The 25,112-nt window shown below is 44.6% G+C and carries 27 protein-coding genes and 2 tRNA genes; 2 read left to right on the top strand and 27 right to left on the bottom strand.

Features of this window, described 5'->3' with window-relative positions; genetic code table 11:
• Position 1: 1 nt before the first annotated feature.
• The 5 genes from P404_RS0113710 to P404_RS0113690 are packed head-to-tail and all read right to left on the bottom strand — an operon-like array spanning position 2 to position 3,015.
• Positions 2–454: a type II secretion system protein gene (locus P404_RS0113710; RefSeq protein WP_236624413.1), complete on the bottom strand. Its 453-nt coding sequence runs from the start codon at positions 452–454 to the stop codon at positions 2–4.
• Positions 432–749 carry a competence type IV pilus major pilin ComGC gene (locus P404_RS0113705; protein WP_014969860.1) on the bottom strand — a complete coding sequence of 106 codons (318 nt, stop codon included), beginning with the start codon at positions 747–749 and terminating at the stop codon, positions 432–434. Before P404_RS0113705 ends, P404_RS0113710 begins: the two co-directional genes overlap by 23 nt.
• Positions 750–769: 20 nt before the next feature.
• Positions 770–1,729 (bottom strand): type II secretion system F family protein, encoded by a 960-nt coding sequence (locus P404_RS0113700; protein WP_081809602.1) that lies wholly within the window; start codon positions 1,727–1,729, stop codon positions 770–772.
• Positions 1,726–2,568: an ATPase, T2SS/T4P/T4SS family gene (locus tag P404_RS0113695; protein WP_026831047.1), complete on the bottom strand. Its 843-nt coding sequence runs from the start codon at positions 2,566–2,568 to the stop codon at positions 1,726–1,728. Before P404_RS0113695 ends, P404_RS0113700 begins: the two co-directional genes overlap by 4 nt.
• 60 nt (positions 2,569–2,628) lie before the next feature.
• Entirely contained in the window at positions 2,629–3,015 is a 387-nt protein-coding gene (locus P404_RS0113690) for a Spx/MgsR family RNA polymerase-binding regulatory protein (RefSeq protein ID WP_012369783.1), read from the bottom strand.
• A gap of 225 nt (positions 3,016–3,240) precedes the next feature.
• Between P404_RS0113690 and P404_RS0113685 the strand changes: the two genes are divergently transcribed.
• Positions 3,241–3,504 (top strand): DUF2626 family protein, encoded by a 264-nt coding sequence (locus tag P404_RS0113685; protein ID WP_012369782.1) that lies wholly within the window; start codon positions 3,241–3,243, stop codon positions 3,502–3,504.
• Between the two features lie 47 nt (positions 3,505–3,551).
• Here the strand turns inward: P404_RS0113685 and P404_RS0113680 are convergent, their stop codons facing one another.
• Positions 3,552–4,169: an MBL fold metallo-hydrolase gene (locus P404_RS0113680; RefSeq protein WP_026831046.1), complete on the bottom strand. Its 618-nt coding sequence runs from the start codon at positions 4,167–4,169 to the stop codon at positions 3,552–3,554.
• A gap of 166 nt (positions 4,170–4,335) precedes the next feature.
• Here P404_RS0113680 and P404_RS0113675 point away from each other — a divergent pair, with 166 nt between their 5' ends.
• The gene (locus P404_RS0113675; RefSeq protein WP_014969856.1) at positions 4,336–4,515 is read left to right on the top strand and encodes a DUF2759 domain-containing protein; all 180 of its coding nucleotides are present in this window, start codon (positions 4,336–4,338) and stop codon (positions 4,513–4,515) included.
• 119 nt (positions 4,516–4,634) lie between these two features.
• Here P404_RS0113675 and P404_RS0113670 read toward each other — a convergent pair whose 3' ends face one another.
• The 21 genes from P404_RS0113670 to P404_RS0113570 form a co-directional block, all read right to left on the bottom strand.
• Entirely contained in the window at positions 4,635–6,560 is a 1,926-nt protein-coding gene (locus P404_RS0113670; RefSeq protein WP_026831045.1) for an LTA synthase family protein, read from the bottom strand.
• A 219-nt stretch (positions 6,561–6,779) separates the two neighbouring features.
• Positions 6,780–7,736 carry an ROK family glucokinase gene (locus P404_RS0113665; protein WP_014969854.1) on the bottom strand — a complete coding sequence of 319 codons (957 nt, stop codon included), beginning with the start codon at positions 7,734–7,736 and terminating at the stop codon, positions 6,780–6,782.
• Between the two features lie 78 nt (positions 7,737–7,814).
• A complete protein-coding gene (locus P404_RS0113660; protein WP_014969853.1) occupies positions 7,815–8,012 on the bottom strand; it encodes a YqgQ family protein in 198 nt (65 codons plus the stop codon).
• Positions 7,996–9,033, bottom strand: coding sequence for a M42 family metallopeptidase (locus P404_RS0113655; protein ID WP_026831044.1), 1,038 nt, complete (start codon positions 9,031–9,033; stop codon positions 7,996–7,998). The genes P404_RS0113660 and P404_RS0113655 overlap by 17 nt, the downstream gene beginning before the upstream one ends.
• A 192-nt stretch (positions 9,034–9,225) precedes the next feature.
• Positions 9,226–9,735, bottom strand: a complete 510-nt coding sequence (locus P404_RS0113650) for a GNAT family N-acetyltransferase (RefSeq protein WP_014969851.1) — start codon at positions 9,733–9,735, stop codon at positions 9,226–9,228.
• A gap of 188 nt (positions 9,736–9,923) precedes the next feature.
• A complete protein-coding gene (locus P404_RS0113645; RefSeq protein WP_014969850.1) occupies positions 9,924–10,877 on the bottom strand; it encodes an L-lactate dehydrogenase in 954 nt (317 codons plus the stop codon).
• A gap of 166 nt (positions 10,878–11,043) precedes the next feature.
• Positions 11,044–11,823 carry a DUF92 domain-containing protein gene (locus P404_RS0113640; RefSeq protein WP_014969849.1) on the bottom strand — a complete coding sequence of 260 codons (780 nt, stop codon included), beginning with the start codon at positions 11,821–11,823 and terminating at the stop codon, positions 11,044–11,046.
• On the bottom strand, positions 11,814–12,362 hold the full coding sequence (locus tag P404_RS0113635; protein ID WP_014969848.1) for a 5-formyltetrahydrofolate cyclo-ligase: 549 nt from the start codon (positions 12,360–12,362) through the stop codon (positions 11,814–11,816). Before P404_RS0113635 ends, P404_RS0113640 begins: the two co-directional genes overlap by 10 nt.
• A 62-nt stretch (positions 12,363–12,424) precedes the next feature.
• Positions 12,425–12,574 carry a 50S ribosomal protein L33 gene (rpmG, locus tag P404_RS0113630; protein WP_012369771.1) on the bottom strand — a complete coding sequence of 50 codons (150 nt, stop codon included), beginning with the start codon at positions 12,572–12,574 and terminating at the stop codon, positions 12,425–12,427.
• 104 nt (positions 12,575–12,678) lie between these two features.
• On the bottom strand, positions 12,679–14,862 hold the full coding sequence (locus tag P404_RS0113625; RefSeq protein ID WP_014969847.1) for a 1,4-alpha-glucan branching protein domain-containing protein: 2,184 nt from the start codon (positions 14,860–14,862) through the stop codon (positions 12,679–12,681).
• Positions 14,863–14,901: 39 nt separating this feature from the next.
• The gene (locus P404_RS0113620; protein WP_026831043.1) at positions 14,902–15,639 is read right to left on the bottom strand and encodes a DUF4912 domain-containing protein; all 738 of its coding nucleotides are present in this window, start codon (positions 15,637–15,639) and stop codon (positions 14,902–14,904) included.
• Positions 15,640–15,747: 108 nt separating this feature from the next.
• Positions 15,748–16,410, bottom strand: coding sequence for a phosphate signaling complex protein PhoU (phoU, locus tag P404_RS0113615; RefSeq protein WP_014969845.1), 663 nt, complete (start codon positions 16,408–16,410; stop codon positions 15,748–15,750).
• 16 nt (positions 16,411–16,426) lie between these two features.
• Complete coding sequence (gene pstB / locus P404_RS0113610) at positions 16,427–17,203, bottom strand: phosphate ABC transporter ATP-binding protein PstB (protein ID WP_051004083.1); 777 nt, start codon at positions 17,201–17,203, stop codon at positions 16,427–16,429.
• A 100-nt stretch (positions 17,204–17,303) separates the two neighbouring features.
• Positions 17,304–18,212: a phosphate ABC transporter permease PstA gene (gene pstA, locus P404_RS0113605; RefSeq protein ID WP_014969843.1), complete on the bottom strand. Its 909-nt coding sequence runs from the start codon at positions 18,210–18,212 to the stop codon at positions 17,304–17,306.
• A gap of 1 nt (position 18,213) precedes the next feature.
• On the bottom strand, positions 18,214–19,152 hold the full coding sequence (gene pstC / locus P404_RS0113600) for a phosphate ABC transporter permease subunit PstC (protein ID WP_014969842.1): 939 nt from the start codon (positions 19,150–19,152) through the stop codon (positions 18,214–18,216).
• Positions 19,153–19,247: 95 nt separating this feature from the next.
• The gene (locus tag P404_RS0113595) at positions 19,248–20,192 is read right to left on the bottom strand and encodes a PstS family phosphate ABC transporter substrate-binding protein (RefSeq protein ID WP_014969841.1); all 945 of its coding nucleotides are present in this window, start codon (positions 20,190–20,192) and stop codon (positions 19,248–19,250) included.
• Positions 20,193–20,416: 224 nt separating this feature from the next.
• Positions 20,417–22,489, bottom strand: a complete 2,073-nt coding sequence (locus P404_RS0113590; protein WP_014969840.1) for a peptidoglycan D,D-transpeptidase FtsI family protein — start codon at positions 22,487–22,489, stop codon at positions 20,417–20,419.
• Between the two features lie 140 nt (positions 22,490–22,629).
• Positions 22,630–23,238, bottom strand: a complete 609-nt coding sequence (locus tag P404_RS0113585; RefSeq protein ID WP_014969839.1) for a superoxide dismutase — start codon at positions 23,236–23,238, stop codon at positions 22,630–22,632.
• 93 nt (positions 23,239–23,331) lie between these two features.
• The gene (locus P404_RS0113580) at positions 23,332–24,792 is read right to left on the bottom strand and encodes an alpha-amylase (RefSeq protein WP_014969838.1); all 1,461 of its coding nucleotides are present in this window, start codon (positions 24,790–24,792) and stop codon (positions 23,332–23,334) included.
• A gap of 131 nt (positions 24,793–24,923) precedes the next feature.
• A tRNA-Ile gene (locus tag P404_RS0113575) sits at positions 24,924–24,997 on the bottom strand.
• A gap of 11 nt (positions 24,998–25,008) precedes the next feature.
• A tRNA-Met gene (locus tag P404_RS0113570) sits at positions 25,009–25,082 on the bottom strand.
• Between the last annotated feature and the right edge of the window lie 30 nt (positions 25,083–25,112).

The following is a 25,112-nucleotide window of genomic DNA, read 5'->3' as shown; positions in this document are numbered from 1 at the left end:
TTCACCTCACCTTTTGAACGATCATCTGATAATTCCCGAGCAGAAACTTGAGTTCGTACGCTTGTGTCGCAGACTGGCAATTCCACGTCGACGCATAGGTGGAATGATAACTCTTGAAATAGATGATTCGTCCTGTCGTCGGCACGAAACAAGAATGGCCAGCTTGAAAGTTACGTTGCCATAATAACCGGTCGTTCGCCATGACCAAGTACCCTTTCCCATCATTTTTCCACCGTAACTGAATCTGGTTTTGTTCACTTGTCTTGGAATATTGGAGCAGACGAAGTGTCTGCATATCTTGTTTAAGTATGCTGATATCCTGTTCAAGTGTGTACAAGGCTGGTCTTCGGTCGATGACCGTTGGCAGGAGGAACACGAGCAGACATCCAATCATCACAAGGACAATCGTCATTTCAATTAATGTAAATCCATCACTTGGCTTTTGTAAGTTCACCAGTCTTCGCATCATACGTATATGTCTCCTGATCACAAGCGAGTTCGTTTGGTTTTTCTGCTGTGCCACGGTTAATCGTTTGAAGTGATTCCGGATATTTTTTCTCTTTTGCGTAATACAAATTGACCTCGGAGCGAATGACACGGATGTTCGCCTCACAACTGACACCTTTCGCTTGATCCTTCCCGCTTGTCATCGTCGGGATCAACACAAGTAATAACAAGGAGATGATCAGTAAGACGGCTGCCATCTCTAGTAATGTAAATCCTCGTTGATCTTGTATAAAACGTTTCATCTTATCGGCTCCTTATCTTTTTAAAATGGAAGTTGTTGAATGGCAAGCTGGATCGGATAGTAGAGGATCAAAAATAACGTCCCGGTCATGACGGTTAATTCTCCGTACAAAGCCGGTTCGATGAGTAACAGTTTCTTTTCGATTTCTTCCTCGATCGACTCATGTAATAACGAGGCTTGCTCAAGCAACAATCGACCTAAATCGCCACTTTCGCGTGCAATATGCACCAATCCGACCGTTTCCACGTCGATGATGTCCTCATCTTGCATCGCTTCCGATAACGGTTGCCCACTTTTTTGACGTTGATGTAATAAGCCATACATCTGTTTCTTTTTTCCAGTTTGCCCTTGTTCTAACGAACGAAAGGCTTCTTCTAACGAAAAACCGGCATCGATAAAAGAACCTACTTCGATTGTGAACAGGTAGCTGTAGTATAGACGCAGTATTTTTTGAATCATTTTCATCTGTAACAATCGATTCAGTGGAATGCGGCGAAAGGTGACAATCAGAAGAATCACACTCACGAAAGGAGAAAAAGCTAAGATATATTTGGCTGAAGGGTGGATCAACGGGAGAACAAAACGTGGGAGAGTGTCCGGGTTCGACATTTCCAATAAAGAAGGAAACACATAAAGCGAATAAAACATAAACAGCAACAACAAGCTAGCTGCTAAGACAAGAGGATAACGCGCCATCTTCCAAAACTTCTTTTTCATCTGACTTTCTAACTCGAGCAATCGAATGACTTGTTTTAAAATCATCAACGGACGTTCGGTCTGATCACCTACTTTGAGTAATTGTTGTAGTGCTGACGGAAGTGCCAATGGCTCTAGGGAAACGGATAAACGACTTCCTCCTTGTAAACGCGCTTGAATTTCATGAATGATCGGAGTCAGTAATGGTTCTTCAAAACGCACTAAGATCTCCAACGATTCTTTTGCTGAAATGCCTTTTGACAATAGACGATGAAAACGATTCAAGAACCGGCATTTACTGCCGACTGTAAGTTTTCGACGATACAGCGTACGGTCCCCTCCTCTCGATATAGATGAACGATCTTTTTGCAGACGGATAATTCTTCACCTGTGATGCCGAGTGTCTTCAGACGAAGCAAGGCTTCTTCAATCGATCCTGCATGTAACGTAAACAGGACGACATGTCCGCTCAAAGCAGCATTGATGGTCAATCGCGCCGCTTCTGCCGTCCGAACTTCACCAAAAGCAATCCAGTCCGGATCTGCCCGTAAAATTTCTTCGAAACAACGTGTTGCATCAAAACCTGCCTTATCGTTCAACTCAAGCTGTAAAATGCCTGGTACGGTACATTCGACCGGATCCTCGACCGAGATGATCCGCTTTCCTTCCATCGATGCCATCAAGGAGTACAGCATCGTTGTTTTCCCTGCTCCAGTCGTTCCGGAGATAATGATACAGCCATGCGTTTGTTGCTTCATCCATTCTAAATCAAGTGTCGGATCGAGTAAGCGAGCAGCTATCTCACTTGATACGACGGCTCGATAAAAACGCCAAGACATCGCATCCCCGTACCGACTCGGTAGGATGGATACACGCATCCCACTTTCTTGAAAGGGATATAGACCACTTTGTGGGATTCGTTCATTTTGTTCCTTCAAATTCGATTCATAACGAATATGACTGACAAGCGCTCGGTAATGCTCAACAGCGATCGGGGACTGTTCTGCTAAGCCTTCACTCGTACGACAAATGATCTGTGCCAATCGATCACCGGGAATAAAATGAACATCTGTTGCACCTACCACTTCGAACTGACGAATCAATTGACTGATTTCTTCTCTCAACCCAACACCTCCTTAATCAAAAAAATACACAAAAAAAGAAGCCGATACAAATCGGCTTCTTTAAGATACTTGCGCGATAATACGGTTTTTGCGTTTTGCTAGCGTCTCGAGTCCTGGTTTATCATACCCGATTACTAGTTGTTTGCCATCCGTAATGATTGGACGTCTCAACAATTTAGGATTATCACTCATCAAGCGAAGCAATTCACTTAACTTCATGTCATCGACATCAATTCCTAAATCTTTGAATGCTTGACTTCGTGTTGCGAGTAAACTTTCGATTCCGTCCGTTGAAAGTTTTAACAATTCCATCAATTCATCTACTGTTGGAGCATTTCTGAACAGATGACGTTCCTCTACATCAACATGTTCCTCTTTTAACCATGATTTCGTTTTACGACAAGATGTACAGCTTGGATATGTGAAAAATATCAACTCATTCGCCATTATTGCTCCTCCTCTCAAAATCTACGCTTCTCATTACAGAAACTATACCATGCCTTTTTTACTTTGTACACCTTTTGTACAACTATTGTACAAGTTTTTTTCAAACTTCATCTTTTGTTCACAGTTATTCCTCAACAAACACTAGAACATGATGGACGGATGATTGTTTGCTTGGTAAAATAAGTACGTATATTGACTATCTGTTGGATTTAGGGGGTTATATGAATGGGGAGAATGTACCGCGTACTCGGATTTTGGACTGGCATCATTGCAGTCATGGCATTTATCGGCGCTCTAGGTGGAGACGCCAGCTCAAGTGAGCATACGGATTCATTTTTAGTTATGGGCTTTGTCTTCTTAGCACAAACAGTATTCTTTGCAGCATTAGGCTATCTTCGCCTAACTGAGAAAACGTATGTCTACATCTTTGCGGCGTACTTAACAGTATTCTTTATCGTCTTCACATATTGGTCCAACTTCCAAATGTGAACAAAATCCCCTCACCTTCAATTGAAGGTGAGGGGATTTTTCATCGATCAAAAAAATGGATTATGTTTGATTTCTTGACGTAATGTCGTTTCTGGCCCATGCCCTGGATAAAAAGTAGTATCATGCGGGATTTCTGCGATGACCCGATCAATGGAACGCATCAAGACATCTTGATCGCCGCCTTCAAGATCCGTCCGGCCGACACTTCGCTTAAAGATCAAGTCACCGGCAAAGGCAAGTTGTTCCTTTTTGAAATAAAACGTCACACTGCCCGGTGAATGACCGGGTGTTTCAAGAACGTGCATCTGAAACGGTCCGATCGTCAACGCCCCTGATTCTAACGTACGTTCCGCCGGCTTCACTTTTAAGGGAGGCATATCAAATTTAATGGAACCGTTGAGATTCGGGTTTGATAACCATTTCATTTCGTTCGGGTGGATATAAGCCGGCGCCGAAGTAAAACGCCGCAACATATCCAAACCACCGATGTGGTCAAAATGGGCATGCGTCAGGAGGATTGCTTCGACTTTTGCGTCGCGTCGTTCAATCTCATCAAAAAAGCGCATATCTTCCGTACCAGGATCAATCACTAAACATTTCCCATCTTTAAAAAGAAGATATCCGTTTTCTGAGGCGATACCTGAAGTAATACTTACAATTTCCATCTCATCAAGCTCCTTTATGAATCATTCTTCTCTACTATACACGAAATTGTCGAAACTTCCCCTTCCCCCCTCTCGACTTTATCCGCTCAGTCAGCTAAACTAAAAAGTGAGATTTAAGTGAAATCTTCGTGAACTTCATAACGTGATTTTTAAGGGGGAGTACGTCATGCATTTGGATCAACCAATCGGTTGGCTTTTCTTTATCGTTGCACTCGTCGGTGTTTGGGCCGTCTTGCGTTCACTTAAGAAACGTCAAATGTTTCCACTCGTATTTGCTGCGCTGACTGTAATCTTATTCGGTTGGTTTGGCATTGCGACATTGATTTTCGGTGGAATTCCGGCATAATCATTTTTTCAAAAAAAGGTCAGCTTTCCTTTGCGGGGATCTGACCTTTTTTTTGACTTTCCAGCTAAAAAAGCGCCGATAAACTGATCAAGTTTACCGACGCTTTCCTTGCAGAAAGATTATTTAGATGTCTGTAAAAAACGTAACAGATCTCCATAGATGACTTTATCAGACAGTCCGAGTTCTTTTTCAGACTGCTTGACAGACTCTTTACAGATTGCGCCAACTTGTTCATCTGTGACTTCTTCACCTGTTTTACGGTCGTAACACGTTTCTTGTGTGTACACCGTTTTGTCGGTGATAACAGAACCGTCACGGAACAACGCATAATCTTTATGTTCTTTTGAGAACAAATCTGTTCCGAACAGGACTTCATCTTTAAAATCGTGGCCTAGTAGATTCAGCAACGTCGGTTTGATGTCGATTTGACTTGCGACATCATCGTGTTTTACACCTTTATCTTGTCCAGGTAAGTGGATGACAAACGGAACACGTTGAAGTTGTGCGACATCGTACGGTGTCAATTCATCTTTTTCCAACAATTCTGCCATCGCAGCATTATGATTCGTCGAGATACCATAATGATCTCCGTACACCATTAGGATCGTATCGTCCCATGTGCCGTCTTTCTTTAAACCTTCAATGAACTTACCAAGCGCCATATCTTGATATGCAAGTGCTTGTACATAATGGTTTAATGTCGTTGAACTCGTTTCAAGCGGTGGAACGAGCTCATCTTCAGGTTTTGGCATTTCAAACGGATAATGGTTCGTAAGTGTGATGAATTTTGAATAGAATGGTCGTGGAAGATCTTTGAGCATCGGTAACGATTGCTCGAAGAACTTATCATCAAGTAGACCCCATTCTGTCAAATCGTCCGGATCCCCTAGGTCATAATCGGTTTCCGAGAAGAAACGATCGACACCAAAGCTATTGTAGACAATGTCACGGTTCCAGAAGGATTTATTATTCGCATGGAATACAGCTGAGTAATAACCATCTTCTTTTAACATCTCCGGCGTCGCACGGAATTCGTTTTCTCCGTTCGTAAAGAATGCCGCTCCTCGACCTAATGGATAAATCGAGTTTTCAAGAATGAATTCTGCATCCGCTGTTTTCCCCTGCCCAGTATTGTGGTAGAAGTTATCCCAGTAATGTGATTCTTTGATTAGCTTGTTGAGATTCGGTGTGATTTCTTGACCGTTTGGTGCTTTTAAGCCGACTGCAAACGATTGAGCCGACTCAAACGAAATCACGATGACGTTTTTCCCTTCGTATTTGCCGAACATCGCTGGATTCGGTTTTGCATATTTTGCATCCGCAAAACTTTGGACTTCAGAAAGTTCCGAGCTGTCGGCCAATGCTTTTTGCGCCGACGTTTTCGACTGGATCAACGCATCATACATGTGGAAATTAAAAGTACCGATGTTTTTGACGAGCAATTCACGGTCAAATGCACGTGTCAGTAATTCTGGACGTTCTGTTTCAGCAAGTGCTAAGTTTCCTAAGAAAACAGCCGTTGCCGCTACGAACGCTAAGATCGCACGTCCACGTGACGCGATGTTCTTCGACAGATCCATTTTTCTAAGGAAGAATGGAAGAATCAATAGATCACCGACAATCAATAGATCTGCCCACGTCAGTAACGAACCGAGTGAGGCGGATACCGTCTCTGCATTTGATGTTTGGAAGAGAACCGGTAACGTCAAATAATCATTGAAGAAACGGAAGAAAATAATATCCGCATACAGTATCAATGTCGCAACGACAAGTGTACCGTAGATAAACCATTTTTGGACGTTTCCACGGAAGAAGAAACTAAATCCAAACATGAACAACGCCGAACTGATCGGATTAATCAGTAAAATGAATGCTTGTGCCGAGTTCGTCACAGGCACATTGAAAAAGAGCGTATACGCCAGATACGTCTTTAACCAAATCAATAGTGTCGCAATCCAAAAGACTTTGTGCTCTTTATAGGTGCTGCGAACACCTTGACCCACCTTTAGTCGCATACGCGACCAGATGCCAGAGTCTTGCTGCATAAAAACCTGCCTCCTAATATACGTGTGTCCTTTATATCGAACTTTTACACGACTTACATGCCTTATCTATTTATACCCGTATCACGTGAAAATTTTACGCCTACTTTTACAAAAATGCAACCGGAATCCGGTCGATACTTAACAATCACATACTTTTATTACGTTTGTAAATAAAAAAAAGATTCGAAATATCGAATCTTTTTTTAAAACTTCGTGTAATTATTTTTTTAGGAACATCTGTTTTGCGAGCCATGCACAACCAATGACACCCGCATCATTGCCCAGTTCAGCGATTTTAAATGTCGTTGATGCAAAGACACGCGGCAAGGCAAATCGTTTAAATGTTTCTTTTAACGGCGTCATCAAAGCATCACCGGCTTTTGAGACCCCACCGCCAATGACGATGATTTCAGGATTAAGACTGTTTGCCAAATTCGAAATCGCGAGTCCAAGGTGGAAGGCCACCTCTTCGACGACTTCCGTCGCAATGGCATCTCCTTTTGAATAGGCATCAAAAACATCCTTTGCCGTCACCGCTTGAATTTCATTTAAAAGCGTGACTTGCCCTTTTCGTTTCTCAAGACCTAACCGTGCTACACCGGTGGCAGAAGCGATCGTCTCGAGACAGCCTTTACGCCCACATCCGCACATGACGCCACCTTCAGGCAACATCGTGATATGTCCGATTTCCCCTGCCATACCGACCGTCCCATGAACGATTTGACCATTGGTGATCAATCCACCCCCGACGCCCGTACCAAGTGTCACTGCAAGTAGTTCCGTCGCACCACTGCCCGCACCTTTCCACATCTCGCCGATTGCTGCCGCGTTGGCATCATTCTCGATGACGGCCGGCAAGCCCGTCAATCGTTCGAATTCGCCAACCAGTTCGAAGTTGTTCCAGCCGATATTGACCGCTTTTTCGACGACACCCGTATTGAAATCGATGAATCCCGGTGCCCCGATTCCCGCTCCGACAAAGTCTTCGACTCGTTTCTTACTTTGTTGACACTTCTCAAAAAACGAACGTGCGATGTCTTTCGGAATTTGTTCTCCATCATTCAAGATGACCGTCTCGATTTCCCACTTCTCTACAATGATGCCTTGCAGATCCAAAATCGCCATTTTGACTGTCGTACCACCAATATCTACACCGAGTAACCACTTCATCGTCATTGCTCCCTTATGATAAAAAATTTCGCTCCCCTTATTTTAGCTGATTCGTCAGCTAGTGCAAAGGGTTGCACAAGCTTTTCAACCTTTTCTTGATTGCTGTAATTCATATGCCAAAATAATTTTTGCTGAATCATACTGTTTTTTCTCGAGCACACCTGCTTGATCGAGTTCATCGAGTTCCAGCATCATCATCGCGATATCCGATTCTCGGTCCCCGAGATACACAATCGTCCCATAGGATTTGAGTAACTGTTGGACATCATAAAGTGTTTTCATCGTTCATCGGCTCCTTCACGAATGCATCAAGTAAATCATATGTGGCTTGAAGCGATGTTTCATGTGTCCGCTCGTACGAATGACTTGATTCAATACCGGGACCAAGTAGTCCGTGACGAACATCATGACCGGCATGGACGGCAGCCGACGCATCTGAACTATAATACGGATAGATATCGACTTTATACGGAATCGCCTGTTGTTGTGCGAGACGCGTAAACTGGTGACGTAACGCTAGATCGTATGGACCTGAACCATCCTTCGCACAGATCGAGACCGTATATTCATCCGAATGTTGCCCTTCCCCGAGTGCCCCCATATCGACAGCGATATATTCTGCGACATCCTTCGAAAAACCGGCGTTTCCTCCAAAACCAACCTCTTCGTAGTTCGAGATTAAAATATGGACAGGATGCGGTAGGTCGATGGTTTTCCATTTCTTGACGAGCTCCAGTAGTAACGCAACCGACGCCTTATCATCAAGGTGACGTGATTTTACGAATCCCGTTTCCGTGTGGACGAAGCGTGGATCAAAGGTCACGATATCACCAACCTCAATCCCAGCAACCCGTGTTTCTTCAGCCGTCGTCGATCGAATATCAAGTCGGACTTCGATATTTGCTGCGCTCCGTTCTTCTGTGTTCGTGACACGAGACGTATGCACACTCGAATGGTGGAATAAAATCGTTCCAGAAATCGTTTGACCATCCATCTTGTGGACTAAGCAGTTTTCGCCTTCAATCGCCGTCCAAGCGTACCCTCCGAGTTGCGACAAGCTAAGACGTCCCGTTGGCAGGATTTCCTTCACCATCGCACCTAACGTGTCCACATGGGCTGTCAGTAGACGAATACGGGGTGACTTGCCAGGTAACATGCCAAGCAACGCACCTTTTTCGAGTTTTGTATAGGAAATTTCTTCTTCTTTAAATCGATTTTCTACATATGTAAGTGCTTGGACCGTAAAACCAGTCGGACTCGGAATCTCCACTAAGTCGCGAATCGTTTGAACAACTTCCTGCATATACTTCACTCCTCTTGATGTCGAATGTTTTCTCCTTCTCCATGATAACAAAAGTTGGAACAAGCGGGTACACATTCGACGGATTCGTCAATGACTCCTCCACCATGAAAAGTCGTAGTGTCAACTCACATCGACACTACGACTTTTCATGAATCGAACTTGGACTTCTTCACGACTGGATTCAAAACAACTTTAGACGTATTTTTTCATCCAGATATCATCACGGTACGTGCCATCTTCTAATTTAACGGAATCCGGATCTTCGCCATATACTTCAAAACCAAGCGATTCATATAAACTTTGTGCTGCCTCGTTTCCAGATAAAACAGCTAAGATGACTTGTTCGACGTCCGGAATCTGTTTGGCTTCTTCAATCAAGGCTTCCATCAAGGCACGTCCTGTCCCGCCACGATAATCAGGTGAGACATAAACACCGGATATCATCGCCTTGTGCGACTCGCGTGACAATTCATACGGTTTGACTTGACCGAATCCAAACAATCTTTCACCATCAAACATTCCAAGCCAAATCTCATCCGATTCCGGATCACCTTCAAGACCTTCCTGGACATCCTTAATCGGTGTTTGTTGTTCGTCATCGAACGAATGACCAAATGCGTCCGGATGATTTTTTAACCCTTCGAGTCGAAGACTCCAATACTGTTCTGCATCTTCTTTCGTTAACTTTCGAAATGTATACATGACTGTCGTTCTCCCCTTTATACGTTTTCTTCTCAAGCACGATGGCACGAAAAACTCTTCTATCCCTTACATAACCTTTTTCTAGTAAAATAAAACCTCGTTTGATCGACAATCTGTGAAGCAAAAAAAGCCGTTTCCTTCTAAGTTGATAGAAAGGAACGGCTTACTCTATAGAAATCTCGTAACGCTTACCGAAGAACGGGTTCCATTGTTTGCCGCAAGACTTCGGCTGAATGATGGAATTTTTTGAGTTCTTCTTCTGTCAACGAAACTTCAATGATCTCGCGGACTCCTTGACGATTGATGACAGCGGGTACACCGATATGAATTCCGGAAATCCCATACTGTCCGTCGACGTGTGCCCCGACCGTCAACAAACAGTTCTCATTCCCAAGGATTGCCCGGACGATCCGAACAAGTCCAAGACCAATCGCGTAATACGTCGCCCCTTTGCGTTCAATGATATGGTAAGCAGCGTCGCGGACATTGATATAAATCTGATCTAGATCGGCCTGAGAATAACGATCGTCTTCTGCCAGTAACTCGTCAATCGTCTTGCCGTAAATACGAGAATTACTCCAAGCTGCAAACTCTGTATCACCGTGTTCCCCTAAAATATAGGCATGTGCATTCCGAGAATCGATATGGAAGTATTCCCCTAACATTTGGCGTAACCGTGCTGTATCGAGAACTGTTCCAGAACCAAAGACACGTGACTTAGGAAGACCAGAATATTTCCAGGCTAAGTGGGCCATGATGTCTACAGGGTTCGAGGCGACGACGATAATCCCATCAAAACCCGACTCCATAATCTGACGCATCATCTCTTTCATGATTAAAGCATTTTTAGCGACGAGGTCCAACCGGGTTTCACCCGGTTTTTGTGGCGCTCCAGCCGTGATGACAATCACTTCAGAATCTTTACAATCAGAATAATCTCCAGCCCAGATGCGCATCGGAGAAGAACTAAATGGCGTTCCATGATTTAAATCCATCGCTTCCCCTTCTGCTTTCGCTTTATTGACATCGATGATGACTAATTCTTCGCATAATCCGGCAGTTGACATCTGATACGCAAAACTTGACCCTACAGCTCCCGCACCAATCAAGGCAACGCGTGTAACTTTCGCATGTAATTCCATTCTATATGTCCACCCTTCTAAGGTAATTCAAAAGTTTGTTAACTATCTCACAAATAGATTGTAACATCTTTCACAAAGGTTTGTTTCTTGTGAAAACGGTCACATCTTGTCTAATTTGTGTCAATAATATCCTAACATAAGGAAAAATTACATCTACAACTTCCACTTACCACATTCGGTAGACAATAAAACCAATCAATCCAGCGATTCCGCTTGATAAAAAATTCACACCGTCGTTCCCAAGCCACTTCCATCCCGTGACATACAACGTCGGCTTTTCATGATGGATCCTCTTTTCAGTTTCTTTACCGCACACTGCGCACCGGAACTTCCGCTGGATCGTCCCACCGAAAAGCGTATCGAAAAGACTGCCTAAGACACCACCAACTGTCACTAGCAACCATTCTGCCGTCGTCAAATCAAACAATAAATCGCCCGCCGTCGCGATGAACAAGGCGCCAATCACAGTCGCTGACGTTCCAAGCACTGAAATCGCCCCACTTGTTCCAGCAGGGACGCGCCGTCCACTGAATAAAAAAGGTTCTTTTTGTGACAATGGTCCGATTTCAGACGCCCACGTATCCGCATTCGAAGCTGCTAATACAATCAGGAATAACAATAAAAAACTAGGATGATCGGTAAAAATAATACCGACGGCAGCAAGTGACGCCACCCCGCCATTTGCTAATACTTGCCAACCATCACGCGCCCCATCTTTTTCAACAATCTGATTGACAGAACGTTTTCTTCGTTTTCCGAGTTTCGATAAGAGGCTAGAACTTCCAAAAAACAGCATTAGTACGATTAATCCGCTATAGCCCAATCCGTAAATGACGACCGTACCGACAACAATTGTCCAGATGGCACCGGTGATCGTCAATAAATGTAGCCGGTAACCGAGATAACCGAGTATCAAACAAAATAAGATTCCATAGATCAACGGCATCGGATGACCTCAGATTCCGTAACGATTTGATTGACCGGTTGATCAAATGGTTCGATATCAAAGATCGGAACAAGTTGTTTCTCAAATGCAACCGATAGGGTGTGTCCTGGATAACTCGCTAAGGCCCGGTCATAAAATCCACCGCCCCATCCGATTCGAAATCCGTTTCTCATGAAGACGCGCCCTGGGACGATACAGAGATCTATCGTATCCAACGTCCGTTCGACAGCCGTTTCGTCCGGTTCACGGATTCCCATCTTATTTTCGACTAAACGACTAGCTCGCGTGTAGTCAAAAAATCGCATTTGTCGTTCGACGACTTTCGGAATGACAACGTGTTTTCCATGCTCCCATGCTTTTAAGATGATTTCCTCTGTCGCACACTCATTTCGAAAAGATAATGTGATTGCCACCGATTGTGCGGCATGCCACTCTGGCATTCCAAACAATTGGTCGTAAATCTGTTGTTCCCGTTGTTTTCGATTCTCTAACGTATCCAGTTGATGGGCAATGAATTGGCGTAACTCCTGTTTATCCATCTGTTCTGTTCCCCCTCATTCAACAAAAAAGCCATCACACAAGGTGATGGCTTCCATCTCAATTATTTTACTTCACGGTGAAGTGTGTGCTTACGGAGACGTGGGTTGTATTTCTTCAACTCAAGACGCTCTGGGTTGTTACGCTTGTTCTTCTTAGTGATATAAGTACGGTCACCAGTTTCAGTGCAAGCCAAAGTAATTTTAACGCGCATGGGATTCCCTCCTATCTAGCTCTCAGTGTATCAAGTGTTTTTGCTTTACATAAGGTTAAGCATACTCAAGTATCGTACCAAGAAAGGAAGTGAATTGCAACTGTTCATCCGTTCTTTTTCGGAATCGTTACATGCTGGTATGGATTTTCAAGGTCCACTTGGAAATTACGGAGTTCTTTTGCTACATGATAATCGTGTTCAATCCCGTTTCGTGCTTCTTCCCGCTCCAGATAGATGACTTCTGAATGACGTAACGCTTCTCCTTCGAGGCGTTTGATCGCAACGACCAAACCACCGGTTCCAGACTGTGAACGTTCACTTTCGAGATTGTAGACGTTACTGACAAGCGGTAACCCATTCATTTCAGCAAACGATTGAGCAGCTGAAGCTGTCTCCATATTGAAGTTATGCACCAAACGGAATTCGACGATTTTATTGAGCGCTTGTGCCTGTCGCAAGACAGCCAGGTTTAATCCCGCCAATTGATTGTACGTTTGGATGAGCGGCAATCCGTTGACTTCGACATGATAGACATGTACGCCGTCTTGAAGCTGGTAATCCGGAGTGCCTGACGTGATGACATAGACATTTTCTCCCGCAGCGGCTAATCGTTTTGCGAACTGAGCAACCGGACGATTTGGATCGTCATACTGAGTCGTCAAAAGCAGAATCGCATTCGTGTTCCAAGATGCATCCCGTTGTACAGCGACGTAATAATCATGTGGTGTCAAGAAGACATCCGGGTCGATATCCGTATCTGCGAGGAATGGATAGTCCGCATAACGGGCTTCCAACCATTCTAACGTCAAGTCATTTGCATCCAGACGACGTTCTGTTTCTTCAAACCGCTTGATATGTTCACGGAACCGATTGGCTGCATATTGAGCAGTTGTCTGTCCATCTAAAATAAATGGCCAGTCACTTGAGACGGCAAGAAGATATTCGCGAATCAATTGACGTTTCGCTTTGACGGTCAACTCATCTTGATGACGATTACGTGAAACAACTCCCGCTAACCGTTTTTCAAGTTGATGTAAATGACGAATCATCCAATCATTTCGTTCGTTGATCCAGACATCTGCGTATCCTTTTCGTCCCCATGTTCCCATCGCGACATGAACCGTCTCGATATCTTGGAAATGGCGTTCGAGGAAGGTTGTGGGTGAAATCGATTCAATCCCGTAGTCTTCGAACCGCTCCATCGTTTTACCGAGGAAGTCAGGACCTTCAAACCACCAATGTCCGAACAATTCCGCATCAAACGGTGCTGTGACGATAAAAGGTGGGAAATCTTGTCCACTCTGCTCATCCAAATGATTCGCAAGTGCTTCTGCAAAATCAGTCGCATGGACATCTGTTCGTTTCCAGGCCCAGTCACGGACATAATATTCTTTTTGATCTGACTCTCCTGTAACCCGGTGCAGTTTTAAGCCGGTATCATACCGAAGTCCTTCCGGATGCATGAATTCAGCAATTTGATCCCATTCCCGATCGTAAGCGAGATCCCGATAAAATTCACGGTAGTCCGGATGCCCGGGATACCCGATGACAGAACTCCAGATGCGACCCGAGATGATCTGATCACGCGGGAATAGAGCGACGCCGTGTGGTGAATAGACCGGTGCGCCGATTCCATGTTTAGGGGCAGGATCGGCATTGAGAATCGAGTGTTCATCGACAAACGTATACCGGATCCCTTCTTCGTACATGATTTTATCAAGTCCTGGTGTATACGCACATTCCGGCATCCAAAGACCTGTCGGACGATATCCGTAATGACGTTCGAAACAGTTTAATCCGGTTTGGATCTCAGACCGAGCTGCTTGTTCCGACAACATGTGCGGACTGAATCCGTGTGTTGCGGTACATGTCATCAATTCCAGATAACCTTGTTCTTTATAGTGACGGAACGCCCCGTTCAAATCGCGCCCCCAATGTTCAAATGTCACTTTTAAATCATGATAGCGTTCTTTATAGAATAAAAGTGCATCACGCTCTTCTTTCATTAAATCACGTTGGAGCTCCTGTTCGATCAAACGTAACGTGTCTTCAAGATGTTCAACGTAACGACTTTGAATCAATGAATCCGCCAACATCTCGATGACAGGTGGTGAGATACTGATCGTCCAACCGAGCGGACGTTCCAATCGATTAATTTCCCATAACAATGGAATATACGTTTCTGAAATCGCTTCATACATCCAACGTTCTTCAAGCCGATGGGCTTCCTGGTGTCGGATGTATGGTAAATGGGCGTGTAGGACTAATGAAAAATAACCTTTGCGCATGTCTGTTCTTCCTCTCCTTGTGCTTTCTATCTGTTTTGCTTAACGGACTCGGTCAAAGTAAGAGTATGGACGTAAGACTTCCACCCACTCTGGTTGTTCTACTTCACCAGACTGCCAACGTGCGACGACTTCTGCAAAACGACCCTCCGTGACAGGTTCATCACGCGGTGTCTCAACCGGTTTCGAACGTAGGACCGGTAAGAAATCTCCATCGATCGTCTGAATGCCCCATTCGATGATGTATGTAGTATTCGGCATCAACGGACGGACAAACCATGTATTCGTCATTTCTGGTAATTCGAATTGATAGGTCCGGTTAGCTTCCCCTTTTTCATAATCCCGTAATGTCACATCAATGACGCGCATCTCTTTGCGGAACGAATCAAAAGAAGCATGATAATGTGTCTCGAGCATTTTTCGCGATAATTCGGATAACTCCCAGTAAACATAGACCGCTGTCGGCGACTGAACGATCGCATGCATGATATCATCTTCATAATGTGTCGCCATCCCAAAAGCATCTCGTTCCAATGAAGGAATTGCTGTCAGTGCAGGTACGATTTCATTTTGTTTCGGAGCGCTCACGGTTACCCCTGCCTTCTTCTTTTTTGGTTTAGTAGCCGTAGCAGTTTCCGTTGGTGCTGTTTTGTTTTCTGTTAATGACTTCCGGTATTTGCTCCACGCATATTTGACTTTACCTTCCGTCGATTCTACTTGTTCTGCGATTTGTTTAATCGTCAGTCCCTGTTCTTTTAATTTTATGATTTTTTCAAGCATTACCTATCACCTCTTTCTCTTTATTCACTTCTTTCTTATTCTACAAACTTGTTTCAAAATCCTTTACAAAAAAAAGTAGGCTGAGGATCTCCCTCTAGCCTACTGCAATTAGTTGTTTAAATCATAGTGTTTTCCTTTTTCTAGATAAATGAGATGTTCTCCGACATTCGTCAAATGATCACCCATCCGTTCGATGTATCGGCAGATATTCGTAAACTGCATGATTTCATCGACGACGATTGGCTGTAACGACATGTGACGCATGTATTGACGTAATGCTTTATACGTCGTCTCATCAATGATGTTATCGAGCTCCGATAAGGCTTTTGCCTTTTCAATATCGCCATCTCGATAGGCGACGATCGCAGTCTCCGTCATATCAAGTAACGTTTCGAACGCTTCTTTTAACAGCGAGATATCAATCACGTACGGAAATGTTTCGACACGTAAGACCGCCTTTGAGATATTGCCGGCATAATCGGCAATCCGTTCTAAATCGGTCGCAATCTTGATCGCTGTAATCAACCGTCTTAAATCGGTCGCAACGGGTTGTTGTTTCGCAATCAGCAAAATCGCATCATCATTGATTTCAAGTTCGAGGGCATCGAGCTCATTATCATTTTCGATGACTTTGAGTGCGATGTCGCGGTCGTATTTTTCTAATGCTTCCGCCGTCGTCGCAATCTGTTGCATCGTCTTACGGGCTAACAAAAATACTTTTTGATCGAGTACTGCCAGGTTTTCTCCAAAAATTGTCCGGTTCGCTGCCATTGAAAGTTCCTCCTCGTTATCCGAATCGTCCTGAGATATAGTCTTCTGTCCGTTTATCACTCGGATTCGAGAAGATTCGATCTGTTTGATCGAATTCAACGACTTCACCGTTTAAGAAAAAGGCTGTTTTATCCGATACACGTGCTGCTTGTTGCATATTATGCGTAACGATGATGATCGAGTAGTCTTTTTTTAGTTCTTGAACCAATTCTTCGACTTTTAACGTCGAGATTGGATCAAGTGCCGATGTTGGTTCATCCATCAAGATGACATCCGGTTCGATTGCCAAACAACGTGCGATACAGAGACGTTGTTGCTGTCCACCGGATAAGCCGTACGCATTCTCGTTCAACCGATCCTTGACTTCTTCCCAGATCGCTGCCCCACGTAAACTCCGTTCGACGATTTCATCTAAGATTTTCTTGTTCTTGACGCCGTGGACACGTGGTCCGTAGGCGATGTTATCATAAATCGATTTTGGGAACGGATTTGGTTGTTGGAATACCATCCCGACCGATGTCCGTAATTCTTCGACTTCATAATCTTTATCAAAGATATTGCGACCGTGGTACTCGATGACTCCGTTCGTCCGAACGATTGGTACAAGTTCAACCATCCGGTTCAACGTTTTGATGAACGTCGATTTCCCGCATCCTGACGGTCCGATGATTGCCGTGACTTCATTTTGTTTGATATCGAGATTGACATCTTTTAAGGCGTGATCGTCCCCGTACCATAGGTTCAAATCGTTTACACGGTATACACTTTGTCGCGTAGCTACTGGTTGATTCATCGTTTTTGCCCCTTCTTTGGCTGGTTTCGTCGTCAGCTTCGTATCCATCATCTGTGTTCCTCCTTAGTGGTTCAGAACGTTGTTTATTTTACTTGTTCGATTAGTATCGTTTTGAGAAACGGTTCCGAATCCAAATCGCAAGCGAGTTCATCGTCAACAGAATAACCATCAAGACGATGATTCCGGCAGCAGCAAGACCTTGGAAGTCAGCCTGCGGGCGGCTTGTCCAGTTGTAGATTTGAATCGGTAACGCTGTAAATTCTGAGAAGATTCCTTCTGGTGCGCGGGCGATGAAGATGGCTGCACCAACCATGATGAGTGGCGCCGTCTCTCCGATCGCACGTGATACCGCAAGGATGATCCCCGTGATGACGCCTGGCAAGGAAGCCGGTAAAACGACTTTGAACGTCGTTTGCCACTTTGAAGCTCCAAGAGCAAGGGATGCATGGCGCATCGCTTGTGGCACCGCACGAATTGCTTCTTGGGAAGAGACGATGACGACCGGTAAGCTCATCAATGCAAGCGTCAAGGCTCCCGCAATCAAGGTTGATCCAAAGCCCATGTTCCGAACGAAGAACGTCAGTCCGAGTAATCCGAAGACGATTGACGGGACACCGGCTAAGTTTGAGATGTTGACTTCAATAAATGACGTCATCCGTCCTTTTTTCGCATACTCTTCTAGATAGATCGCGGCGCCTACTCCGAGAATGAAAATCATCGGAATGATCAACAGCATCAAGAAGATCGAACCCATTAAAGCAGGATAGATCCCTGCGCGGTCCGGTCGGCGGGACGGTGCATTCTGGAGGAAGTCGAGTGACAGCCAAGCTGCTCCGTCACGGACGACACCAAACAGAAGAATACCAAGCACGACTAAACCAAATAACAGTCCAATCAAGAAGATGATTTTAGTGATATTGTTGACGACCAAGCGTTGACTGATCGACTTTTTAACAGCAACAGGATCGATAAACTTTTTTTGTACGGGTTGTTTTTCTGGTAAGGCCATCTTAGTACTCCTCTCTGAAACGACGCGTGATCCAGTTCGCGAGTAAGTTCATCAAAAGAGTAAAGACGAACAACAACGTACCGACAGCGTAGATACTATAGTATTCAATCGTACCGAATCCAGCATCACCAAGTGCGACCTGAACGATATAAGCCGTCATCGTTTGAACCGGTTCTAACGGGTTGACGAGAGCCGTCGGATTCGATCCACCAGCAATCGTTACGATCATCGTCTCACCAATCGCACGTGACATCCCGAGAACGATTGACGCGATGATCCCTGAAAGTGCTGCCGGAACAACCACTTTTAAAGCGACTTCAAGACGTGTTGAGCCAAGCGCCAACGCACCGTCTCGGATTTTTTTCGGAACCGAACTCATCGCATCTTCCGAAATCGAGGCGATCATCGGGATGATCATGATTCCGACGACGATCCCCGGGCTTAAGGCATTGTAGATTGCAAGACCCGGAATGAGTTTAACGAGTAATGGTGTGACAAACGTCAAGGCGAAAAATCCGAAGACGATTGTCGGAACACCGGCTAAAACTTCAAGAATTGGTTTGAGAACACGGCGTGCGCGTTCTGATGCATACTCACTCAAATAAATCGCAGAAGTGAGTCCAATCGGCACGGCAACTAGCATCGCAATCACGGTAATTTCAAGCGTTCCGACGACAAGCGGCCAAATTCCATACTCAGGTTGCGAGTTAAGTGGATACCAGCTCGTACTGCCGAAAAATTCTTTGATGGAAACCACTTCAAAGAAGTGACGCGTTTCAAGAACTAACGTGAGAATGATGCCGATGGTCGTAACGACTGAAACGAACGCACATAGGAACAGTACGATCGGCATGAAACGTTCCATAAGATTTTTCATGCTAAATTTTTGTTGTCGGTTCTGTTGAATCAGCTCGCGAACCGATTTGTTTGATGAATTCATCCTTCTTCGCTCCCTACTTCATCATGCCTACATAGGAACGGGACCCGAAAAAAGGGAATTTCCCCTTTTTTTGGGCCGTCCTCGTGTGGTGATGGTTATTTCATTGCGTCTTCGATAGCTTTTGCGTTTTCGTCATAACGATCTTGTTTCATCTTGACGTAACCAACTTCTTCAGCCAAGTCTCCTGCGTTTTCATTTGTGAATTGAACGAAATCGGCGACTTGTTTTTTATCTTTTAACGATTTGTTGTTGACGTACGTGTAAATCTCACGCGACAGTGGGTAAGACAGGTCATTGATTGTTTCTGGTGTCGGATCAACCGCATCTTTTCCTTCAGCTGAGAGTGGAACTTCTTTTAGCTTGTCTTTATTTTCTGCGTAGTAGGCATAACCGAAGTATCCGATTGCACCTTTTGTGCCTTCAACCCCTTTGACAAGAACGTTATCGTCTTCTGAGAGCTGAACGTCTTTACGCATATCTTTTTCATCTAATACTTCTTCATCGAAATAATCAAACGTTCCTGAATCTTTACCCGGGCTGAAGAATTTGATTGGTTCTGCCGGGTATGATGGATCAACATCTTTCCACGTCTTGATGTTTGGATCGAGCCACATCTTGTTCAGTTGATCGAGTGTCAATTCCTTGACCCATGTATTTTGTTTGCTGACAGCGACTGTCAAACCGTCAAGTGCAAGGGATAAGCGTGTATATTCAATGTTATTTTTTTCAGCTTCCGCTGCTTCTTCATCTTTGATTTCACGTGACGCGTTTGAAAGATCCGTTTCACCAACGACAAAACGTTTGAATCCGCCACCCGTTCCGGATACTCCGACTGTCACGTCGACGTCTGGTTGTTCGATTGAATACTCTTCACCGACTGCTTCCATGATTGGGAAGACTGTTGAAGATCCATCTACTGCGATCTTTCCTGAAAGATCAGAAGAACTTGAAGAGCCACCTTTGTCATTTCCGCATGCCGCACCGACTACTGCGATTGACGCTACCGTTGTGATAAGAGCTGTTTTTTTCATCCAAGACATGATTAATTTTCCTCCTCGAAGTATGTCGCTGGTAACGCTACGACTTTATATCCGTTTTCCTTACAAGACTTATACTACGGATGAACTATTAAACCAAAATGAATCCAACGTAAAAGAATTGTAAAGGCGTGTATTTCTGCGTTTACAATCTGAACTTCATTAGAAAAACAGGTCAATCCATACAAAAAAAACGAAGATGAGTTTCCTCACCTTCGCTTGACTAGTTAATTTGGCTTAGTCTGCCATGGAACGTCCTTGACGTTGAAGTATGCTTTGACTAAATCATGACCAATCTTCGAGTTGACTGTTTCTTGCTCCATATATGGAAGGAACACGGCCCACGCCATCTCTGGATTGTCGTATGGTGCCCAACCGACCAGGTTCGAGTTTAATGAACGAACCGGTTGTCCGCTACCATCTCGAAGTGCGATGCCATCTTCGCCATACACACTGACCTGTGCCGTTCCGGTTTTGGCTGCCGCATCAATCCCCGTCTGAGCAATGATTTTAGACGTACCACGTTCTCCTTTGACGACTCGGTGTAACCCTTCGCGAACGTGATCGATGTTCGCTTGACTAACTTCGAGTCGGTTCAGGTAATTTGTTTTGAAGCTGTAATCGACTTGCTTTGTTCCATCTTCGATTGAATTCGAAGCCAATACTTCTTTTAAGAAGTGAGGCTGCACGCGATACCCACCATTGGCGAGTGTCGAGATGTACTGAGCCACCTGTAACGGTGTAAAGGCATCATATTGACCAATCACTCGGTCCATCAAGAGCGTGACACGGTCTGGTGTTCCTTGTACCCCTTTGGCTTCATAGGGCAAATCAATTCCCGTCGTGACACCTAGACCAAATTGGCTGTAATAGTTCTGCATGATCGCCGCCGCTGCATCAACACTCGCACCAGCCACACCATTACTCGGATAATTTGCCATCCGCATCGCGATGTTAAACATGTAGACGTTGGATGAACGTTCAAGTGCCGTCAGATCCGTAATCGGTCCCATGTTGACATACGACCCTTTTTTAGTACCGCCGATCGTAATCGGCGCATCGTTGATGACTTCATTTTGACGAATGACACCTTCCTCAAGTCCCATCGCAACCGTCGCTCCCTTAATCGTCGAACCGATTTGAAGGGACGTCAAGACGTTATTGATGGCAACATCACTAAATTTGTTCGTTGACGTGTCGAGTTTTTGTCCGGACATGGCAAGAATTTCACCGGTCTGCGGATTCATGACGACGGCATACCCTTCTTTTAGATAGCCACTGCCCATGCCGCGACCCATTTTGATTGCTTGCTGCAAGATTTGGTCAACTTGTTTATTGTATTCCGCATCAACCGTCAAAACGAGATCTTTCCCTGACTCGCCTTCCTCACGGTTTGGTTCACCAACCGGTTCGCCATTAAACGTTTCATACACATCATACGCTGGTTTCCCTCGTAATAAATCTTCATATTGTTGTTCCAAGAATGAGGTTCCGACACGGTCATTTAAGCTATAACCTTTTGCCTTAAACTCCGCTTGTTGCTCTGCCGGAATTTTCGAATATTTCCCGAAGATGTTACGTAATGTTCCTTCATAAGGGTACGAACGTTCATAAAACGGCTCGACAGAAACCCCTTTTAACTCTTCCAGGTTTTCATCGATGATTGCCATCTCTTTAGCGTCCGCGCCTAATTTAACAAGTTGCGGATCAAGGGCGTAACCGACTTCCATGTTGTGTTTGATCGCGATGATTTCCATCGTCTGATCATCAAAGTCGATATCTTTTTCTGTAATCGTATCGAGACGAAGTTGATCTTGTTCCGAAATCGATAATTCATCACGTGTTTCAGCATCCGGATACTTCTCTTTAACCGCTTGTTCATAACGACGGTCTGACTCGTCACCGTTGACGGCAATCCAGTAATCCTTCATATCCCGCTCTGTTACTTTCCAATCGTCTTTTGGCAACTTGATGATGGCTGCAAGGCGTGATGCAATCTCAATCCGCTCGTCAACCTTTGTGTTTTGAGAACGGCGGTAGACGATTGAATACTTCGAAATCGTATCGACTAACAGTCGTCCATCCCGATCGTAAATCTTTCCGCGTGGTACCTCGTACTTGGAGGCAATCATCTCTGTTTTTTGGACTTCCCGTGATATTTTCTCACCGTTGACGATTTGTACGACACCTAAGCGGAAAATTAAAATCGCAAACAATAAAAATACTACAAAGAACATTAAATTCAAGCGAAGCGGCAGGTGGTTCCGCCGTTTCCCTCTTACCGTGATTCGTTTCGCCATGGCGTACTCCCCTATCGTTCAAAAAGTCATCTTGTTTCATTATATAGAAGGAAACTTTCCATAACAACCTATCCCATCATTTTCCGCATAAAAAAAAGAACCGGTTTCCGTTTCGGGAAACCGATTCTTTTACCTTGTCTTTATTTTGCGTCAGCGTAAAGCTTCGCAACGTGATCCCAATCAACGACGTTAAAGAACGCAGTGATGTAGTCTGGACGACGGTTTTGGTAGTTGAGGTAATACGCATGTTCCCAAACATCAAGTCCAAGAATTGGCGTTTTGCCTTCCATGACTGGTGTATCTTGGTTTGGTGTCGATACGACAGCCAATTTGCCACCGTCGACGATGAGCCATGCCCAACCTGAACCAAAACGTGTTGTTGCTGCTTTTGCGAATGCATCTTTGAACGCATCGAATGAACCAAATGACTCGTCGATTGCTGAAGCAAGTTCGCCAGTCGGAGCCGCTCCGTCATTCTTTTTCAAGAGTTTCCAGAAGAACGAGTGATTCCAATGTCCACCACCGTTGTTGCGGACAGCTGTTTGAATGTTTGCCGGAAGCGAATCAAGGTTTTGAAGCAACTCTTCAAGTGATTTCCCTTCGTGCTCTGACCCTTCAAGTGCCGCGTTGACGTTCGTGACATACGTGTTGTGGTGTTTAGAGTGGTGAATCTCCATCGTACGAGCATCGATATGTGGCTCTAGCGCATCATAAGCGTAGCCGAGTTCTGGTAATTCAAATTTTGACATTTTCATGTCCCCCTTTATCCTATTTTCGGAATTTCAGTACTCTTTAAGACTAGCAAAAATAGTTGGTCAGGCGCAAGCAATCACCCTTATAAATTACTGTTCGTCACGTGGAGCGAATACAGAAACGCCGCCGCCTGGAACCGGGAACACACCAAATCCTTCTTCATCGATGACGACCGGTTCTTCCTGGTGATTCGTATAATCGAACCAATGCTCTCCCGCACGTGATTCACCAACGAACATCCGTTTTTCACACATATCCGCGTTCGACAGTAAGACCGCACAGCCCGAGTTCGGGAATTCTTCGACACCACGACGGACCCAACCGACACAATGTGGATCGTCGAGGTAATCTTCTTGTTCGCCATATGCTTTATGGTAACGGGCATACAACAAAGCATTGATCATCTCTTTTTTGCCTTCGACCGGATGAGGTCCTTGGACACCATAGTAGTCGCCATAGAAGACACATGGATAACCGTCTTTACGAAGGAGTACCGATGCATAGGCATGTTGTTTGAACCAGTCGTCAATCCACGATTCAAGCGATTCACCTGGTTGCGAGTCATGGTTATCAACAAACGTCACCGCGTTTGTCGGGTGCGACTCAACGAGTGTATCTGCAAATAACGTCGTCAAGTCAAATTCTTGTCCCTGTTGCGACGCTTCATGGAATTTATAATGAAGCGGCACATCAAACAAATCGATCGTATAATCCACACTGTCTAAAAATTGACGGCAATCATCTAAATCCGATTTCCAGAACTCACCGACCATATAAAAACCTTCCGGATTATCTCCAATCATCGATTTTGCGAATTCATTGACGAACTCATAGTTGATGTGTTTGATGGCATCCAACCGGAACCCTTGGCAATTGATTGTGTCTTTGAACCAATTCCCCCAATCGATCATCTCTTGACGTACTTCTGGGTGGTTGTAATCAATGTTTGCGAACATCAAGTAATCATAGTTACCGAACTCATCATCCACTTGGTCGTTCCAGTCTTTATTTTTACCGGAAATCTTAAAGACACCCGTTTTTTCTTCACGTGCATCAAAATCCGTTCCATTGAAGAACTCATGTGTCCAGATGAAATCAGAGTATTTACCGTTTCGACCCGGGAACGTAAACTTCGTCCACGCATCGATTTCGAATTCTTCTGAAATTTCTTGTGAACGGTCTTCCGGGTGGACTTCCACGACTTTAATCGTTTCTAATTCATCCGCTGCCGCTTTATGGTTCATGACGACGTCTGCATAGACGGCAATGTCATTTTCATGGGCAACTTGTATCGCTTCAATCAATTCATCTTTTGTCCCGTATTTCGTCCGGACCGTTCCTTTTTGATCGAATTCCCCTAAATCATAGACATCGTAAATGCCATACCCTGTATCTTCATCTGATTGCCCCTTTGATGCGGGTGGAATCCAAACAGATGTGATGCCTGCAGCACGCAGTTTCGGCGCTCTCTCTTTCAAGCGTTGCCAATGCTTCCCATCATTTTCTACATGCCACTCAAAAAACTGCATCATTGTATGGTTACGTTCCATCTCTCTTCGCTCTCCCTTAAATTGCCATAGTATGAATAGTATTGTATGAACATTATTACAATATCTTTAATATTCCCCAAGAAAGCAAAAATAAACGCACCCTCTCAAAAAAAGAGTGTGCGTTTCTACAATGGACCCTGCAGGACTCGAACCTGCGACCGGACGGTTATGAGCCGTCAGCTCTAACCAGCTGAGCTAAGGGTCCTTAAGTAATAGTAGCGGCGGAGGGAGTCGAACCCACGACCTCACGGGTATGAACCGTACGCTCTAGCCAGCTGAGCTACACCGCCATGATAGTTTGAAACAACTAATATCAGATT

Origin of the sequence: Exiguobacterium antarcticum DSM 14480, assembly GCF_000685865.1 — a bacterium.
Classification (GTDB): Bacteria; Bacillota; Bacilli; order Exiguobacteriales; family Exiguobacteriaceae; genus Exiguobacterium_A; species Exiguobacterium_A antarcticum.
This window is presented reverse-complemented; position numbering and strand designations above follow the sequence as displayed.